Origin of the sequence: Mesorhizobium loti (assembly GCF_013170705.1) — a bacterium.
Lineage (GTDB): Bacteria > Pseudomonadota > Alphaproteobacteria > Rhizobiales > Rhizobiaceae > Mesorhizobium > Mesorhizobium loti_D.
On sequence record NZ_CP033334.1, the window covers coordinates 2,117,296 to 2,133,061 of the forward strand.

At 64.3% G+C, this 15,766-nt stretch carries 16 protein-coding genes; 11 read left to right on the forward strand and 5 right to left on the reverse strand.

What is annotated here, in order from left to right:
- Positions 1 to 130: 130 nt before the first annotated feature.
- The 3 genes from EB815_RS10330 (at position 131) to EB815_RS10340 (ending at position 4,311) form a co-directional block, all read left to right on the forward strand.
- Positions 131 to 1,651, forward strand: a complete 1,521-nt coding sequence (locus EB815_RS10330; protein ID WP_056577926.1) for a sigma-54-dependent transcriptional regulator — start codon at positions 131 to 133, stop codon at positions 1,649 to 1,651.
- Positions 1,652 to 2,153: 502 nt separating this feature from the next.
- Positions 2,154 to 3,959 (forward strand): DUF882 domain-containing protein, encoded by a 1,806-nt coding sequence (locus EB815_RS10335; RefSeq protein ID WP_244494145.1) that lies wholly within the window; start codon positions 2,154 to 2,156, stop codon positions 3,957 to 3,959.
- A gap of 175 nt (positions 3,960 to 4,134) precedes the next feature.
- Positions 4,135 to 4,311, forward strand: coding sequence for a hypothetical protein (locus EB815_RS10340; protein ID WP_081295183.1), 177 nt, complete (start codon positions 4,135 to 4,137; stop codon positions 4,309 to 4,311).
- Between the two features lie 119 nt (positions 4,312 to 4,430).
- Here EB815_RS10340 and EB815_RS10345 read toward each other — a convergent pair.
- Positions 4,431 to 5,373, reverse strand: a protein-coding gene (locus tag EB815_RS10345) for an IS630 family transposase (RefSeq protein ID WP_156394344.1) whose coding sequence is annotated in 2 segments (ribosomal slippage) — positions 4,431 to 5,036 and positions 5,038 to 5,373 — 942 coding nt in all. Because the reading frame shifts where the segments join, the coding sequence is not laid out codon by codon here.
- Between the two features lie 89 nt (positions 5,374 to 5,462).
- Positions 5,463 to 6,356, reverse strand: a complete 894-nt coding sequence (locus tag EB815_RS10350; RefSeq protein ID WP_056578355.1) for an AraC family transcriptional regulator — start codon at positions 6,354 to 6,356, stop codon at positions 5,463 to 5,465.
- Positions 6,357 to 6,486: 130 nt separating this feature from the next.
- Here EB815_RS10350 and EB815_RS10355 point away from each other — a divergent pair, with 130 nt between their 5' ends.
- Positions 6,487 to 7,236: an SDR family oxidoreductase gene (locus EB815_RS10355; RefSeq protein ID WP_056578353.1), complete on the forward strand. Its 750-nt coding sequence runs from the start codon at positions 6,487 to 6,489 to the stop codon at positions 7,234 to 7,236.
- A gap of 11 nt (positions 7,237 to 7,247) precedes the next feature.
- On the opposite strand, the gene EB815_RS10360 is transcribed toward EB815_RS10355, so the two are convergent.
- Positions 7,248 to 7,886 carry a 2-dehydro-3-deoxy-phosphogluconate aldolase gene (locus EB815_RS10360; protein ID WP_056578350.1) on the reverse strand — a complete coding sequence of 213 codons (639 nt, stop codon included), beginning with the start codon at positions 7,884 to 7,886 and terminating at the stop codon, positions 7,248 to 7,250.
- 229 nt (positions 7,887 to 8,115) lie between these two features.
- Here EB815_RS10360 and EB815_RS10365 point away from each other — a divergent pair, with 229 nt between their 5' ends.
- From EB815_RS10365 to EB815_RS10375, 3 genes are all read left to right on the forward strand, one after another.
- Positions 8,116 to 9,045 carry a rhodanese-related sulfurtransferase gene (locus EB815_RS10365; RefSeq protein ID WP_056578348.1) on the forward strand — a complete coding sequence of 310 codons (930 nt, stop codon included), beginning with the start codon at positions 8,116 to 8,118 and terminating at the stop codon, positions 9,043 to 9,045.
- A gap of 120 nt (positions 9,046 to 9,165) precedes the next feature.
- Positions 9,166 to 9,906: a tellurite resistance TerB family protein gene (locus tag EB815_RS10370; RefSeq protein ID WP_056578345.1), complete on the forward strand. Its 741-nt coding sequence runs from the start codon at positions 9,166 to 9,168 to the stop codon at positions 9,904 to 9,906.
- 288 nt (positions 9,907 to 10,194) lie between these two features.
- Complete coding sequence (locus EB815_RS10375) at positions 10,195 to 10,950, forward strand: SDR family oxidoreductase (RefSeq protein WP_056578344.1); 756 nt, start codon at positions 10,195 to 10,197, stop codon at positions 10,948 to 10,950.
- Between the two features lie 30 nt (positions 10,951 to 10,980).
- Here the strand turns inward: EB815_RS10375 and EB815_RS10380 are convergent, their stop codons facing one another.
- Positions 10,981 to 11,355 (reverse strand): YciI family protein, encoded by a 375-nt coding sequence (locus EB815_RS10380; protein WP_056578342.1) that lies wholly within the window; start codon positions 11,353 to 11,355, stop codon positions 10,981 to 10,983.
- Positions 11,356 to 11,506: 151 nt separating this feature from the next.
- Positions 11,507 to 12,691 (reverse strand): pyridoxal phosphate-dependent aminotransferase, encoded by a 1,185-nt coding sequence (locus EB815_RS10385; protein WP_056578340.1) that lies wholly within the window; start codon positions 12,689 to 12,691, stop codon positions 11,507 to 11,509.
- A gap of 83 nt (positions 12,692 to 12,774) precedes the next feature.
- Between EB815_RS10385 and EB815_RS10390 the strand changes: the two genes are divergently transcribed.
- From EB815_RS10390 to denD, 4 genes are all read left to right on the forward strand, one after another.
- Positions 12,775 to 13,461, forward strand: a complete 687-nt coding sequence (locus EB815_RS10390; protein ID WP_056578405.1) for a GNAT family N-acetyltransferase — start codon at positions 12,775 to 12,777, stop codon at positions 13,459 to 13,461.
- Positions 13,462 to 13,493: 32 nt separating this feature from the next.
- Positions 13,494 to 14,465 carry a cation diffusion facilitator family transporter gene (locus tag EB815_RS10395; protein WP_056578338.1) on the forward strand — a complete coding sequence of 324 codons (972 nt, stop codon included), beginning with the start codon at positions 13,494 to 13,496 and terminating at the stop codon, positions 14,463 to 14,465.
- Between the two features lie 89 nt (positions 14,466 to 14,554).
- On the forward strand, positions 14,555 to 14,767 hold the full coding sequence (locus EB815_RS10400) for a hypothetical protein (RefSeq protein ID WP_081295203.1): 213 nt from the start codon (positions 14,555 to 14,557) through the stop codon (positions 14,765 to 14,767).
- Between the two features lie 12 nt (positions 14,768 to 14,779).
- Positions 14,780 to 15,757 carry a D-erythronate dehydrogenase gene (gene denD / locus EB815_RS10405; RefSeq protein ID WP_056578337.1) on the forward strand — a complete coding sequence of 326 codons (978 nt, stop codon included), beginning with the start codon at positions 14,780 to 14,782 and terminating at the stop codon, positions 15,755 to 15,757.
- The last annotated feature ends 9 nt before the right edge of the window (positions 15,758 to 15,766 follow it).

Genomic DNA, 15,766 nt, shown 5'->3' on the forward strand with positions numbered 1-15,766 from the left:
AGAATCAGGGAGAACGGAGAAGCCGGTCAAATCCTAAGGAATTCGTTCACCGGGTTTTTTGAAACCTTGTTTAGAACCCTGTGCCAAGATGATCCATGGGGATTTCGGGCGCGGGCAAATCAAGACAGTCATGACAGGTTCCATACTCATAGTCGATGACGATCCCGTGCAGCGCCGGCTGCTCGAGGCGGCAGTGACGCGCTTCGGCCACGCGGCAATCGTCGTCGACGGCGGCGCCGCCGGCCTTGAAGTGCTCGACGGGCCAACGGCCCGCGACGTTTCGGTGGTGATCCTCGATCTGGTCATGCCCGGCCTCGACGGCATCGGCGTGCTGAAGGCGATGCGTGAACGCGACATCACCGTCCCGGTCATCGTCCAGACCGCCCAGGGCGGCATCGAAACCGTTGTGTCGGCGATGCGCCATGGCGCCTTCGATTTCGTCGTCAAGCCGGCGTCGCCCGACAGGCTGCAGGCGTCGATCGCCAAAGCGCTCAAGGTCGAAGCGGTCGAGGGTGAGGTCAAGCGCACGTCGCGCAGGCGCGGCGGGCTGCTGACCTTCAGGGACATGATCACCCACAGCCCGGCCATGGACAGGGTGATACGGCTTGGCCAGAAAGCGGCCGCCTCCAACATCCCGATCCTGATCGAAGGCGAATCCGGCGTCGGCAAGGAGCTGGTGGCGCGCGCCATCCAGGGCAGCGGCGACCGCCGCTCGAAGCCTTTCGTCACCGTCAATTGCGGCGCCATTCCCGACAATCTGGTCGAATCGATCCTGTTCGGCCACGAGAAGGGCTCGTTCACCGGCGCCACCGACAAGCACACCGGCAAGTTCGTCGAAGCGCATACGGGCACGCTGTTCCTCGACGAGATCGGCGACTTGCCGCTCGACGTCCAGGTCAAGCTGTTGCGCGCCGTGCAGGAGGGCGAGGTCGATCCGGTCGGTGGCCGCTCGACCGTCAAGGTCGACATAAGGCTGATTTCGGCGACGCACCGCAACCTGCTGCAGCAGGTCAAGGACGGCAAGTTCCGCGAGGATCTGTTCTACCGGCTGAACGTCTATCCGATCTTCGTGCCGCCGCTGCGCGACCGCCGCGACGACATTCCGCATCTGGTCACGCATTTCATGGAGAAGGTGGCACCCGCCGACCCGCGCCATCGCCTGCAAGGCATTTCGGCGCCGGCACTTGCCGTGCTGCAGGCCTATGACTGGCCCGGCAACATCCGGCAGCTGGAAAACGCCGTCTTCCGCGCTTCGGTGCTGTGTGACGGCGACGTGCTCGATGTCGATGATTTTCCACAGATCCGGGCGCAGGTCGAAGGCACCGTCAATCTCGAAACTGACGTCGCCGCGCCACCGTCGCTGGAACCTCGCGACGACGATATCCTGGGCGGCGAGGCGATGGCCGAGGCCGAACTGCCCCCGCGGCTTCAGCCTCGCTTCGGCACCCTGCGGGCGCTCGACGAACGCGGCAATGTGCGGGCGCTCGCCGACGTCGAGCTCGAGATGATCAAGCTCGCCATCGACCATTACAACGGCCAGATGAGCGAAGTCGCGCGCCGCCTCGGCATCGGCCGCTCGACGCTTTACCGCAAGCTCAAGGAATATGGCATCGACCCGGAAACCGGCCGCGTGGAACGGTTGGCGTCCTAATCGCGTCGCGCCGAACCGGACCTCCGCGCCGCGTGTCAGGTCATGTCCCGTGCATGTCGTTCGCCCCGAAACCGAAGCCAGGTTTGGGCAACATGCATCGGACGCAAGGCCGGGACCAGCTTGCGATGCCAGAGTTTGTCCCGCTGTCAGCGGGGTTCGGCCGGAATATGGCATGCCCGTGGACAGCTCTGTTCACGCATTAAGGCTAATGGTAACAGATCGTGTTCTCTCAAAAGCCGGAATCCTGATCTAAACCAGCGGTTTACCAAGAAACCTTGTGAACAATTTTTGACGGGATATCGCCATGGTGTTACCGCATTTCGGCTTCAATAAGCGATGATTAACCATTAGGATTGATATTCGGATGTGAAAACGACACGTCCGTTTGGGCAAATCCGGGGACAAACGGCAGCCTGCAAGGCCTTTTGATTTGAACAGAATCGAACGACTCACAAACGGGCGGCATCATCATCTGAGCGTCTGGCCGAGATGGCTGGCAGCGGTGATTGTCGCTTTTGGTTTTGTTGCCGCGGTCGCCACCGGCGCCCAGGCCGAAGTTCGTTCGCTGAAGCTTTACCACCTCCACACGCATGAGAAGGCGGAGATCGTCTACAAGCGCAATGGCCGCTACGATCCGGAGGGCCTGAGGAAGATCAACATCATCCTGCGCGACTGGCGCCGCAACGAACCGACCAAGATGGATCCGCGCCTGCTGGACCTGGTCTGGGAAGCATATCGCGAAAGCGGCGCCACCGACTATATCCAGGTCGTCTGCGGTTACCGTTCGCCGTCGACGAACTCGATGCTGCGCAGCCGCAGCCGGGGCGTTGCCGAGAAGAGCCAGCATATGCTCGGCAAGGCGATGGATTTCTATATTCCCGGCGTGCCGCTGAAGAAGCTGCGCAACATCGGCCTGAAGATGCAGGGCGGTGGCGTCGGCTATTACCCGACCTCCGGTTCGCCGTTCGTCCATATGGATGTCGGCAATGTACGCCACTGGCCCGGCATCAGCCGGCAGGAACTGGTCAGCCTGTTCCCCAACGGCAAGACCCTGCATGTGCCGAGCGACGGCCGGCCGCTGCCGGGCTATGAGCAGGCAATGGCCGCCTACAAGGCGCGCAAGGGCGCCGGTACGCCCAATGTCGAGCTTGCGAGCGCCGGCGGCAGCGGCAAGAAGTCCGGCGGCTTCCTCTCCGCCTTCTTCGGTGGTGGCGGCGACGACGAAGCCGACGACAGCGCCGACGTCGAGACCGCTTCGGCCGCCCCTGCGCCCAAGGCTAGAAACCTGAAGCCGGCCGCGACCGCCAAGAGCAGCAACCTGCCGGGCATCGCCATCGTCGCGCCCGAGAATGCACAGCGCGCCGATATCCCGCAGATTGCCGACGAGCAGGCTCCGGAACCGGCGAAGGACACGCCGGAAACGATCATCGCCGCGCTGCCGGCCAGGGAGATTCCGCTGCCCGATTTCGCGCCGCGGCCGAAGGCCGATGTCGGTGCTCAGCCTGAGAATGTTCCGTTCGCCATGGCGGACGCGACCGCGACCACCGAACAGGCCGTGGCGACCGCGCAGGCGCCGGCGAACATGCCGTTCGCCAAGGCTGATCCCGCCACTGTGGCGGCGGCGGCCGATCCGGCACAGGTTGCCGTCAACAACATCCCCTTGCCGACGTGGCGTCCCGAACGCACGCTGCCGGCTGATCTCGCACCGCCGCCCAGCAAGGATGTGCTGATGGCGCTGGCGGATACGGCCGAACAGGGCAAGACCGCGTCCGATGCGTTCTCGGTGCTGCCGACGGAGCGTCCCGAACCGGCCAAGCCGGACGCCGTCAAGGCCGTGCTTGACGAGGCCAATGCCCAGGTCGGCAATGCCGACGAATACAAGGTTGCGTCGCTGTCGCAAGAACCGCGCTCGGCCTTCAACGATCCGTCAGGTGTCGATGCCGCATCGCCGCGTCAGGCGGTTGCCGCCCGCCCGGCCGGTTCCGATCCGGCCGCCGCGATCGGCGCCGGCGTGAAGACGACCCGCAAGGAAGCCAGGGCCACCCCCCGCGACCAGAAGCCCGGCCCCAGGGCCATGGTGGTCGCCGCCGCGCCCCAGGCCGCCCGCTGGGCGCTGACCAGCGGCGAGAACGTCGCCACCGCTTCGGCTGCGACGACGGCGCCGGGCTACGCCTACAACATCGTGCATACGCCGCCGAGCGAGGTCTACACGGCCGGCTTCCAGCCGAGCAACCAGGTCGCCGACGCCAACCGGTTCACCGGCAACGCCGTCAAGTTCATGTCGGTGGCCCGCTTCCAGACGAAATAGCCTGCTGGCCAGACGAGACAAAGCCGCGCCGGGCGACCAGCGCGGCTTTTTGCTGTCCGGGGTGATGCATCCGGCACCCAACCCGGTGAATCACGCGGACTGAACTTCTCGTGAAGCCGGAACGGCCTGGCTGTTTGCGGGTTAGCGTGGGTACGTTCCAACCCTGGGGAAATTCATGAAGAAAATTCTACTGGCATCCGTTCTGGCATTGGTTGCAGCATCCGCCGCGATCGCTCCGTCGCGAGCCGAAACCGTGATCATCAAGAATGGCAAGCATCACTGCAGGACCAAGCTGGTCACGCATTGGGTGCACCATCACAGGGTGACCGAGAAGGTCAAGGTCTGCCGCTGATCCGGAAGCGATGGGGTCCGGGAGAATTGGCCCGGTCGACGAGAGTCGGCCGGGCTTTTCATGTGCCAGCCGACGCAGCGCTCAGGGCTTGGTTCCGAGCGTTCTAGAGCGTGTTTCACTTACATTGAAGCATATCCAGCGTTGACGAGATAGTTGGCGCATTCAGCGGGTTGAAAGCTTTCGAGGAGTGTTCCGATACGTCGCCATGTGGCCTCGACGGTCCGTTCTGAAGCCTTTCGCATGAGGTGCTTGAGCTTGGCGAAGACCTGCTCGATCGGGTTTAGGTCTGGACTGTAGGGTGGCAGGTAGAAAAGCTTGGCTCCGGCCGCGCGAATGGCACGACGAATGGCTTGCCCCTTGTGACTTCCAAGATTGTCCATGACGACGATGTCACCGGGCGAGAGCGTCGGCACGAGGAACTGCTCAACCCAGGCCGCAAAGCTTGCACCGTTGATGGGACCATCAATGACGCAGGGCGCGTCGATGCGCTCGCAGCGCAGCGCGGCCAGGAAGGTCAGCGTGCGCCATTTGCCATGCGGAGCCTTGGCGACCAATCGGTGCCCACGAGGCCCCCAGCCTCGTAGCGGCGCCATGTTGGTTTTTGCCCAGGTTTCGTCGATGAACACCAGGCGCCGTGGATCAAGCCTGCCTTGATACTTCCTCCATTGCGCCCGGCGCCGCGCAATCGCCGGCCTGTCCTGCTCGCTGGCGAACAGCGTTTTTTTTGAAGCTGAACCCGGCCTCCTTCAGCACCCGCCACACCGACACCGGGGCTGCCACGATGCCGCGCTCGGCAAGCTCCGCCGACAGCGCTCGCACGCTCACATGCGACTGTGAGGCTACCCGCTCCAGCAGCCACACGCGATGTGGCTCCAAATCCCGGCCGGATTGACGCCCCATGCGCAACGCCGATGCGCTTCCGCTCAATCGTTGGCGTTGCGACCACTTCACAACACTCGCCACGCTCACCCCGAACAATGCAGCCGTTTCCCGGCATGTCCGGCCAGCCGCAACCGCTGCCGCAACGCGCTCACGAAGATCGTTTGAATAGGGTCTTGGCATCCGATGCTGGCCTCCGCCCAGCCAGCATCTTGAATCACAAAATCACCTCGGCGTGAATCCCAACCGATTCAAATCAACAGCAACACGCTCTAGTCGATTTCCAGCGTGGCTGCTTCGCCCTTGGCCAGAAGCCGGGCGGCGTCGCGCGCCGGCGGTAGTCCGAAATGGCGCGCATATTCCCGGCTGAACTGCGAAGCGCTTTCATAGCCGACGGCAAAGGCGACACGCATGGCGCTGCCCGGCTCCGCGATCAGCAGATGACGAGCCTGCAGCAGACGCACCTGCTTCTGATACTGCATCGGGCTCATGGCGGTCGCCGCCTTGAAATGGCGATGGAACGAAGCGTTGCTCATATGCGCGAGTTCGGCCAGCTCCGTTACATCGATGGGTTCGTTGTAGTGTGCTCGTATCCAGGCGGTGGCGCGGCGTATCTGTGACAGGCGGCCATCGGCGTGCGCGAGCTGCCGCAACTTCGCCCCTTGCGGACCTTGCAGCAAGCGGAACGCGATCTCGCGTTCGAGCATGGGCGCGAGCACGGGAATTTCGGTTGGCCGGTCGAGCAGCCGCAGCATGCGGCGCCATGCATCGAGCAGTTCATCATCGGCCCGGTTGGTCACGAAGCCGTCGCCGTCCACCGCCGGCTTGTGGTCGATGATCAGGGCGGCGATCAGCCCGACATCGAGGGCGAAGGCGATGGCCGTGTAAGGACGGGCGCTGCTCGCCTCGAGGAGCTGGCTGGTGGCCGGCGTTTCCACCGCATAGATGAAATAGCTGCCGGCGCCATAGCGAAGCGTGCGGTCGCCGATCAGCACCGTCTTGGTCCCCTGCAGCACGAACAGCGCCGTCGGCTGGCAAAGCTCGGGCAGGGGCGGGGTCGCGACCTCGCTGCGGCCGATCGTGACGCGCGGGATCGCCGTCTTGGTGCGCCGCCCATGCGCATGGCGGCCGGCGATGCCGATCAATTCCCGCAAAACCTCTTCCATCCCCCAGCATTGCCGATCCGGGCGGCCCGCGCAACCAATTGAGAGGATTAGGCAAGAGGGCGCGAGTATCCGGCGCGCGAAACCGGCCGAGGCACGTCATCTCCAGGTCACCAAAGACGGAGACATCGACATGACGACGCAGAGAAATGCGCTGGTCACCGGCGCCAACAAGGGTATCGGCCTCGAGACCACTCGCCGGCTGGCGGCCCTGGGGTTCAAGGTCTGGGCTGGCGCCCGCGACGCCGAGCGCGGGGAGGCCGCGGCAAAGGCGTTGTGCAACGAAGGGTTCGACGTCAAATGGCTCGAGCTCGACGTCTCCAGCGACGACAGCGTGGCAGCCGCGGCCAAGACCCTGGGAGCGCAGGTATCCAGCCTCGACGCGTTGGTCAACAATGCCGGCATTGCCCCCGGCTATGTTGACGCGCTGGGACCGGACGGCCGCTACGAACGGCCGCCGAGCCGCGAGGATATCACCGATATGAAGGCCACCTATGACGTCAACGTCTTCGGCCCGGTGCGCGTCACCCAGGCGTTCCTGCCGCTGCTCCTGGCATCGCCCGCCGCGCGCATCGTCATGGTGAGCAGCTATCTCGGCTCGATCGCGCGCGCCGCCGGCAACAGCCAGTCGCCCAATGTGATGAGCTATGGCAGCTCAAAAACAGCGCTCAATGCCATCACCGTGGCCTTCGCCAGGGAGCTCTCCCCGCGCGGCATCATGGTCAACGCCGCCGCTCCCGGCTACACGGCAACGGACCTCAATGCGCATAGGGGCGGGCGTACGGTGCAGCAGGCTGCCGGGATCATCGTGCAATTGGCGACGCTGAAGGCGGGCGGACCCACCGGCGGCTATTTCGATGAGAACGGTCCGTTGCCCTGGTGAGCGGGAATCGACTATTTCCTGAGCTTGCTCGCTTCACGTGCAAGCGCTTCGATCTCGTCCCATTTGCCCGCCTTGACCATGTCGTCGGGCGCGACCCAGGAACCGCCGACGCAGATGACATTGGGCAGGCTGAGATAGTCGGCGGCATTCTTGCCGGTGATGCCGCCGGTCGGGCAGAATTTGACGTCGGCGAGCGGCGAGGCGAAAGCCTTCAGCGAGGCGATGCCGCCGGACTGCTCGGCCGGGAAGAATTTCAGGAAGCGCAGGCCTGCCTCGCGCGCGGCCATGATCTCGCCGGGCGTGATGGCGCCGGGCAGCAATGGGACGGCGCTGTCTTTCGCCGCGGCCAGAAGCTGGCTGGTGATGCCGGGGCTGACAATGAATTTCGATCCAGCGGCCGCCGCTTCGTCGAACTGGCGGGCGTCGAGAATGGTGCCGGCGCCGACAATGGCATCCTCGACTTCGGCCGCCACGCGGCGGATCGCTTCCAACGCATCGGCGGTCCTGAGCGTGATCTCGATCGCCGGCAGGCCGCCACGTGCCAGGGCACGGGCCAGAGGCACCGCATCGGCAACATTGGCGATCTTCAGCACCGGTATGACCGGCTGGCCATTGAGGAGTGACAGGAGTTTCTCGGTCTTGCTGGGCATCTGTCTCTCCGTATCCCAAGCGCGCCGTATGAATCCGTCTCGGCGTGGCGCGCTCCTGGTTCATTTCAACCGATTAGCAGACGCGTGTTTGCCTGTCCACGAAACCGGTCGCGTCGCGATGTCACGCGCTGTCGGACAACTTATCGGCTCTTCCCCGACAGGGCCATGACAAGCACCAAAGCCCGTTTCACCTTGAAACAGGATTTACGAGCGTCTAGTTGCTCTGGCAATGACACCGTCCACAACAAGCCAGCCCATCCGCGTCGCCGCGCTCTACCGGTTTGCCCGGCTCGATGCCTTTGACGAACTGCGCGCGCCGCTCGCCGCCTTCTGTTGCGGCCGCGGCATCAAGGGCACGTTGCTCCTGGCGCATGAAGGCATCAACGGCACGGTCGCGGGCAGCGAAGCAGCGATCGCCGAACTGATCGACTATATCGAAGCCATCGACGGGCTGGCGGGCCTCGAGGTCAAGTACAGCGGCGCCGCGGAAATGCCCTTCCATCGCATGAAGGTGCGGCTGAAGCGCGAGATCGTCACCATGGGCATCGAGACTATCGACCCGGCGACGAGCGCCGGCACCTATGTGGCACCAGCCGATTGGAACGCGCTGATTTCCGAGCCCGACACGATCGTCATCGACACACGCAACGCCTACGAAGTTTCGATCGGCACCTTCAAGGGCGCGGTCGATCCGGCGACCGCGAGCTTTCGCGAATTCCCGGCCTGGGTGGAAGCGCATCGAGCCGAACTCGAAGGCCGCAAGGTGGCGATGTTCTGCACCGGCGGCATTCGCTGCGAAAAGGCGACGGCCTACGTGAAGTCGCTCGGCTTCGAGGACGTGTTCCACCTCAAGGGCGGCATCCTCAAATATCTCGAGGAGGTTCCGGCCGAGCAGAGTCTGTGGCAAGGCGAGTGCTTCGTCTTCGATGAGCGGGTTTCCGTTTCGCACGGCCTCGCCGAGGGAGACGCGGAACTCTGCCGTGCTTGCCGCCATCCGCTGACGGCAGGCGAGCTGTCGTCGCCGAAATATGCAGCGGGTATCTCGTGCCCGCATTGCTTCGATGCCCGGTCGGACGAGGACCGTCAGCGTTATGCCGAGCGCCAGCGGCAGGTCGAGCTCGCCGAGGCGCGGGGCAAGGGGCCGCATATCGGGTCCTGAACCCAAGGCTCCGGGGCCGCGGCAAAGCGGCGACCTGTCATTGCAATGTCAAGTTCCGGGACCTACGTCTTCGGCGTTCGAAACCTGCCCGTTCGGCCGGGCGCATGCTGGAGGCACTGAATGTTCGATCCCAAGAAGCTTCTCGACGATCTGCTCGGCTCGCAAATTCCCGGCACCAGCGGCACCGTCCGCGACAAGGCGGGCCAGGCTGTGCAGATGGCCAAGGACAATCCGCTTGCGGCCGGCGCGCTCGCGGCCGTGCTGCTTGGAACTGGCGCCGGGCGTCAGGTGACGGGCACCGCGGTGAAGCTCGGTGGCTTGGCCGCGATCGGTGGTCTCGCCTACAAGGCCTACCAGAACTACAAGGCCGGCAATGCTCCGGAGCAGGCGCCCGCGGCCGGCGAACCGGAATTGCTGCCGCCGCCCAAGGACACCGCCTTCCACCCTTCGCAGGCGCCGCAAGGCGAGGATGAGTTCACGCTGACGCTCGTTCGCGCGATGATCTCGGCGGCCAAGGCCGACGGCCATGTCGACGATGAGGAGCGCAAGAAGATCGCCGGCAAGCTCAGTCTTGCGGGAATCGGCACCGATGCCGAGAAATTCCTGATGGCGGAGCTGGAAAGCCCGCTCGACCTCGACACGCTGGTCGCGGGTGCCAAGACCGACGCGCAGAAGCTCGAACTCTACACCGCATCGCGCCTCACCATCGATCCCGACACACGCGCCGAGCGCGGCTATCTCGACCTGCTGGCCGGCCGGCTCGGTTTGCCGGACCCTCTGGTCGATCATGTCGAGGCGACGGTTTCGGCGGCCAAGGTTCCGGCTGGCAAGGCGGGCACCTCGCCCAACCCGCGCTGGTAGGCCAAAACGGCACAGAGAGCCGTTTACCTTTCGTTAACTCAGGAAGCGCATGATTCTACACAGTCGGATCGGCTTTTCCTCCTCCCAAGCCCGGTTCAGATCAGGGCGGTCGCCAATGACCGCCCTTTTTGTCGACCCCTGCCGGGCTTCCTCCGAAAGCGGATTCCAACTTCTCAAGGGCGTGCCCTGGGGCGCTTGCCATCGCTGCCGTCATTTGCGATGCCTTCTGCCGAGCAAAATCCTGGAAAATCAGTCAGGCGCGCGCGGCGCTGCCGGAGGATATCTGTCATGACCGAGCAAAAAACCGCCATCGTCACCGGCGCCGGGACGGGTATCGGCAAGAGCGTTGCCACGGCACTGCTCAAGACCGGCTGGAACACCGTGTTCTGCGGCCGCCGCAAGTCGGTGCTGGATGCCGCCATCGCCGAGGCCGGCCGGACCCCGGCCAGGGCGTTGGCGGTCGCCTGCGACATCAGCAAGGCCGGCGAGGTCGACGACCTGTTCGAGACGGTGGCGGAAGCCTTCGGCCGCGTCGACCTGCTCTTCAACAATGCCGGCATGGGTTACAAGTCGACGCCGATCGACGAGATCCCGGTCGAGGTGTGGAACGATATCGTTGGCGTCAATCTCACCGGTTCGTTCCTGTGCGCCCGTGCCGCCTTCGGTGCCATGCGCAAGCAGCGGCCGATGGGCGGCCGCATCATCAACAACGGCTCTGTGTCGGCCTACGCGCCGCGACCGGGCTCGGTGCCCTATACAGCGACCAAGCATGCCATCACGGGATTGACGAAGACGCTGGCGCTCGACGGCCGGCCCTATGACATCGCTTGCGGCCAGATCGACATCGGCAACGCGCTGACCGACATGGCGCAGCCGATGACCGTCGGCGTACCGCAAGCCAACGGCTCCATCGCCGCCGAAGCGGTAATGGATGTCCAGCGCGTTGCCGACGCCGTCGTGCACATGGCGAGCCTGCCGCTCGACGCCAATGTGCTGTTCATGACTGTCATGGCGACCAAGATGCCGTTCGTCGGACGTGGTTGAGCCGAGGGCACAGGCAGGGCTCTCGCCACCTCATTTTCCCGCCAGTGGTACGCCCGGCTTGAAGAGCAGAATGGGCCTGATCTCGTAGACGGCGGTCGGATTGACGCGGCGAAGGTCGCGGGCGATCGCGATTGCCTCGTCCCGCGCGGCGCAGTCCACGACATAGAGGCCGAGCAACTGTTCCTTGGTCTCGGCGAACGGGCCGTCGATGATCACGCCGTCGCCAGGGCCGCGCAAGGTGCAGGCGTCCTGTGTCGCTCCCAGACGCGCGGACGGTCCTAGAGTGCCTTCCTCATGAAGCCGGGTGTTGATCTTGAGCAGTTCGGCCATCAGGGCCGCGTCTTCCTGCGGCGTCAGCGCCTTGATCGCGTCTTCCACGTGATAGGCAAGGATTGCATAAAACATCTAGGGCATCCCGGTTCGATCCTGATCTCGGGACCGTAACCGTTCCAGACATGGACGCACAGTCTTGGCCGTGAGCCTCCGGACGGATCATGACATCGACATGGCGGCCCGCCGCAAGCCATCCGGAAATGGCTCCGGCCTGCCTTGAGGCCTACTTGGCCAGGAACGCCCCGATCCGCTCCAGAGCGCGCAAGATGTTCTCTTCGGAATTGGCGTAGGAGAGCCTGACATAGCCTTCGCCGAGAATGCCGAAATCGGGGCCGCCGATCAGCGCCACGCCGGCGTCGTCGAGCAGCGCCGAGGCCAGCTTCTTTGCCTTCCAGCCGGTCTTCGACACGTTGGGGAAGGCATAGAATGCGCCCTTGGGCGTGATGCAGGAAATGTTTGGCAAGGCGTTCAGGCCCTCGACGACGACCTTCCTGCGGCGGTCGAAGGCGCGCATCATGGTGTCGACGTCGTCCTGCGGGCCGTCGATGGCGGCGATGCCGGCGAACTGGCTCGGCGCGTTGACGCAGGACCAGCAATTGACCGCCAGCTTGCGCACCTTGTCGTAGAGATGCGCGCCCTTGTCGCCGTTCGGCCAGATCGACCAGCCCATGCGCCAGCCGGTCATCGCCCAGGTCTTGGACCAGCCATTGAGCACGATCAGCCGGTCGCGGATCTCGGGATAGCCGAGCAGCGAGCAATGCGTCTCGCCGTCATAGGTCATGACATCGTAGATCTCGTCGGAGAGGATCGCGACATCGGGATGCTTCTCCAGTCCCTTGACCAGCTTTTCGATCTCGGCACGCGGCGTGACGCCGCCGGTCGGGTTGGCTGGTGAGTTGAGGATCAAGAGCCTGGTCTTCGGTGTGATCAGCGCCAGCGTTTCTTCGGCCGAAAAGGCAAAGCCGTTTTCCTCGCGCATCGGCACAGGAATGGGGGCGGCACCGGTGAATTCGATCATCGAGCGGTAGATGGGAAAGCCCGGATCCGGATAGAGGATTTCCGCGCCGGGCTCGCCGAACATCAGGATGGCGGCGAACATGGTCGGCTTGCCGCCGGGCAGGATCATCACCGTCTCGGGCGAAACCTCGACGCCCGTGGTGGTCAGCGTGCGGCGAACCACTGCCTCGCGCGTTGCCAAAAGCCCGTTGGCCGGCGTGTAGCCGTGGTGGCCGTCACGCAGCGCCTTGATCGCCGCCTCGACGATATGCTGCGGCGTCTTGAAGTCCGGCTGGCCGATGCCGAGATTGACGATGTCGCGGCCCTGCTGGGCAAGTGCCGTCGCCCTCGCGAGCACCGCGAAGGCATTTTCCTCGCCGAGACGGTCGAAGGCCGAAATCGTGTGGAGCATTTTTCCCGTCCATGTGGTTCTTGCTGTGAGGTCGTGTTTTTGTGAGCTTCGGCCCGCAAAAGTCAAACGGATTGGAGTCTTCGGTGTCGGAAAATCTCGCGAATTGGCAGCCACGCCCGCGTCCGGAGCGCAAGGCGATCGACGGTCGATATGTCCGGCTTGAACCGCTGAGCGCCGCAAGGCACGGTGATGGGCTATATGAAGCGTCTTCCGTGTCCGACGTCGACGGCCGCTTCGCCTGGCTGCCCGACTATCCGCCGGAAACCCGCGCCGCCTTCCAACCCTGGCTGGACAAGGTCGAGGCCAGCGAGGATCCGCTGTTCTTTGCCGTCATCGACAAGGCCAGCGGCAAGGTCGCCGGACGCCAGACATTGATGCGCATCGATCCCGCTTACGGCGTCATCGAGATCGGCAACATCTATTGGGGGCCGCTGATCTCGCGCAAGCCGGGCGCGACGGAAGCGCAGTTCCTGTTCATGAAATATGTCTTCGACGATCTTGGCTATCGCCGCTACGAATGGAAATGCAACAACCGCAACGAACCGTCGAAGCGCGCCGCGGAACGGTTCGGCTTCAAGTTCGAGGGCATTTTCCGCCAGCACCTCATCGTCAAGGGTGAAAACCGCGACACCGCATGGTATTCGATCATCGACAAGGAATGGCCGGCCCTTCGCAACGCCTATGGGGCGTGGCTCGATCCGGCCAATTTCGATGGCGACGGCCAGCAGACGCGGCGGCTCGAGGATTTTCGCTCGCAGTTCGGGGCGTGAGCTGAATTCGGGGCTCAACGGGAGTTTGCCATTTGGCGCATACGCATTCCCACGACCACAGCGGCCATGATCATGGCAGTGCCGGTCACGTGCACGGCTCTACCGACAAGAAGCGTGTGCTGGTCGCGGCCTGCCTGACGGCAGGCTTCATGGTTGCGGAAGCGCTTGGCGGCCTCTTCACCGGGTCGCTGGCGCTGCTGGCCGATGCCGGCCACATGCTTGCCGACGCGATCGCGCTCGGCCTTGCCTGGTATGCCTTCCATCTTGCGGGGCGACCGGCGACCGGACAACTCACCTACGGTTTCGGCCGGGTGAAGACCCTGGTGGCCTACACCAACGGCATCGCTATCTTCGTCATCGCGCTGTGGATCGTCTACGAGGCGTGGAGGCGCCTGCAAATGCCTGCGCCAGTGCTGGGCGGACCGATGCTGGCGGTGGCGATCCTCGGCCTCCTGGTCAATGTCGCCTCCTTCCTGGTGCTGCATGGCGGCGACCGCGAGAGCCTCAACATGCGCGGCGCCATCCTGCATGTGCTTGGCGACCTGCTCGGCTCGGCGGCGGCTATCGTGGCGGCACTGGTGATCCTGGCGACCGGCTGGACGCCGATCGATCCGATCCTGTCGGTGCTGGTCTCGCTGCTGATCCTGTCGACGGCATGGTCGCTGATGCGCGCCGCCGCCCACGTGCTGCTGGAGGGCGTGCCGCCAACCCTCGACCGGGATCTCATCGCAAGTGATCTCGCGGTAACGGTGAAGGGCGTGCGCGAAGTGCACCATATGCATATCTGGTCGATCGACGGCTCAAGCAACATGGCCACGCTGCATGCCTGCCTTGACGAGGGCGTCGACGCGCATCAGGCGGTCAGCACCATAAAGAAGCGGCTTGCCAGCGAGCACGGCATCAGCCATGCCACCGTGGAGCCGGAATTCGACCAATGCGCCGACGAGGGCGACGGCCACGATCACGGGCACGATGCGGCCCCGCATCACGACCACCACCACTAGGTTCGATCCGTTTGATATCGATCGGCCTTGCCTCAGGAGTTCCACAGTTTGAAAGCCAGCCCGACGAACGCCTGCTGTCCCGGTGCAGCATGATGGACCGCGACACCAGGAACGCGGCCATTGCCGCGCTGTGGATCATGCTTCTGTTCGGCATCGCGGCCTTCTACCTGCCGACGGTGATGCTGGCACTGGGCAGTCTTTCGACCGTGCTGGCCGGCATCTTCGGCATCGTTTTCGTGCTGGCGTTTTTCCTCGTGTTCTGGCTGCGCGCGCGCAGCCAGCGCAAAAATCAGGGCAAGTAAGGGATATCTGACATGCGCATTCTGATCACTGGCGCCGCGGGTATGGTCGGCCGCAAGCTCATCGCCAGGCTGGCCAAGGACGGCATGCTGCGCGGCAAAAAGATCACGGCGCTCGATTTGCATGACATCGTGCCACCGCAGGCCCCGGCCATGGACGGCGTCAGCATCGACACCCATACCGGCGACCTTGCGGAGGCGGGCGCCGCCGAGAGCCTGGTCGCGTCGCGACCGGATGTCGTCTTCCATCTCGCCGGCATCGTGTCGGGCGAGGCGGAAGCGAATTTCGATCTTGGCTACCGCGTCAATCTCGACGGTACGCGCGCGCTGTTCGATGCCATCCGCCTGGCGAGTTTTGCGCCACGCGTCGTCTTCACCTCGTCGATCGCGGTGTTCGGCGCGCCGTTCCCGGATGTCATCCCCGACGAGTTCCATCCGACGCCGCTGACCTCCTATGGCACGCAGAAGCAGATGAGCGAGGCGCTGCTGGCAGACTATTCCAGGCGCGGCTTCTTCGACGGCATCGGGATCCGGCTGCCGACGATCTGCGTGCGGCCCGGCAAGCCGAACAAGGCGGCCTCCGGCTTCTTCTCCGGCATCATCCGCGAGCCGTTGAGCGGCCAGGAGGCGATCCTGCCGGTGCCGCGCTCGGTCGTGCATACCCATGCCAGTCCGCGCTCGGCGGTGAATTTCCTGATCCATGCGGCCGAGATCGAAGGTGCCGCCGTCGGACCGCGCCGCAACCTGACGATGCCTGGCGTCGGCGTCACCGTCGGCGAGCAGATCGAGGCGCTGGAGCGCATCGCCGGGCCGAAGACGGCAGGCCTGATCCGCGAGGTGCCGGACGAGACGATCTGGGCGATCGTCAAGGGCTGGCCGACCCGCTTCGAGGCAAGACGCTCACGAGAACTCGGCTTCAGCGCCGAGAAGAGTTTTGACGAGATCATCCAGGCGCATATCGAGGATGAGCTGGGCGGCAAGATTCCCGGTTAGGAGTTTGAC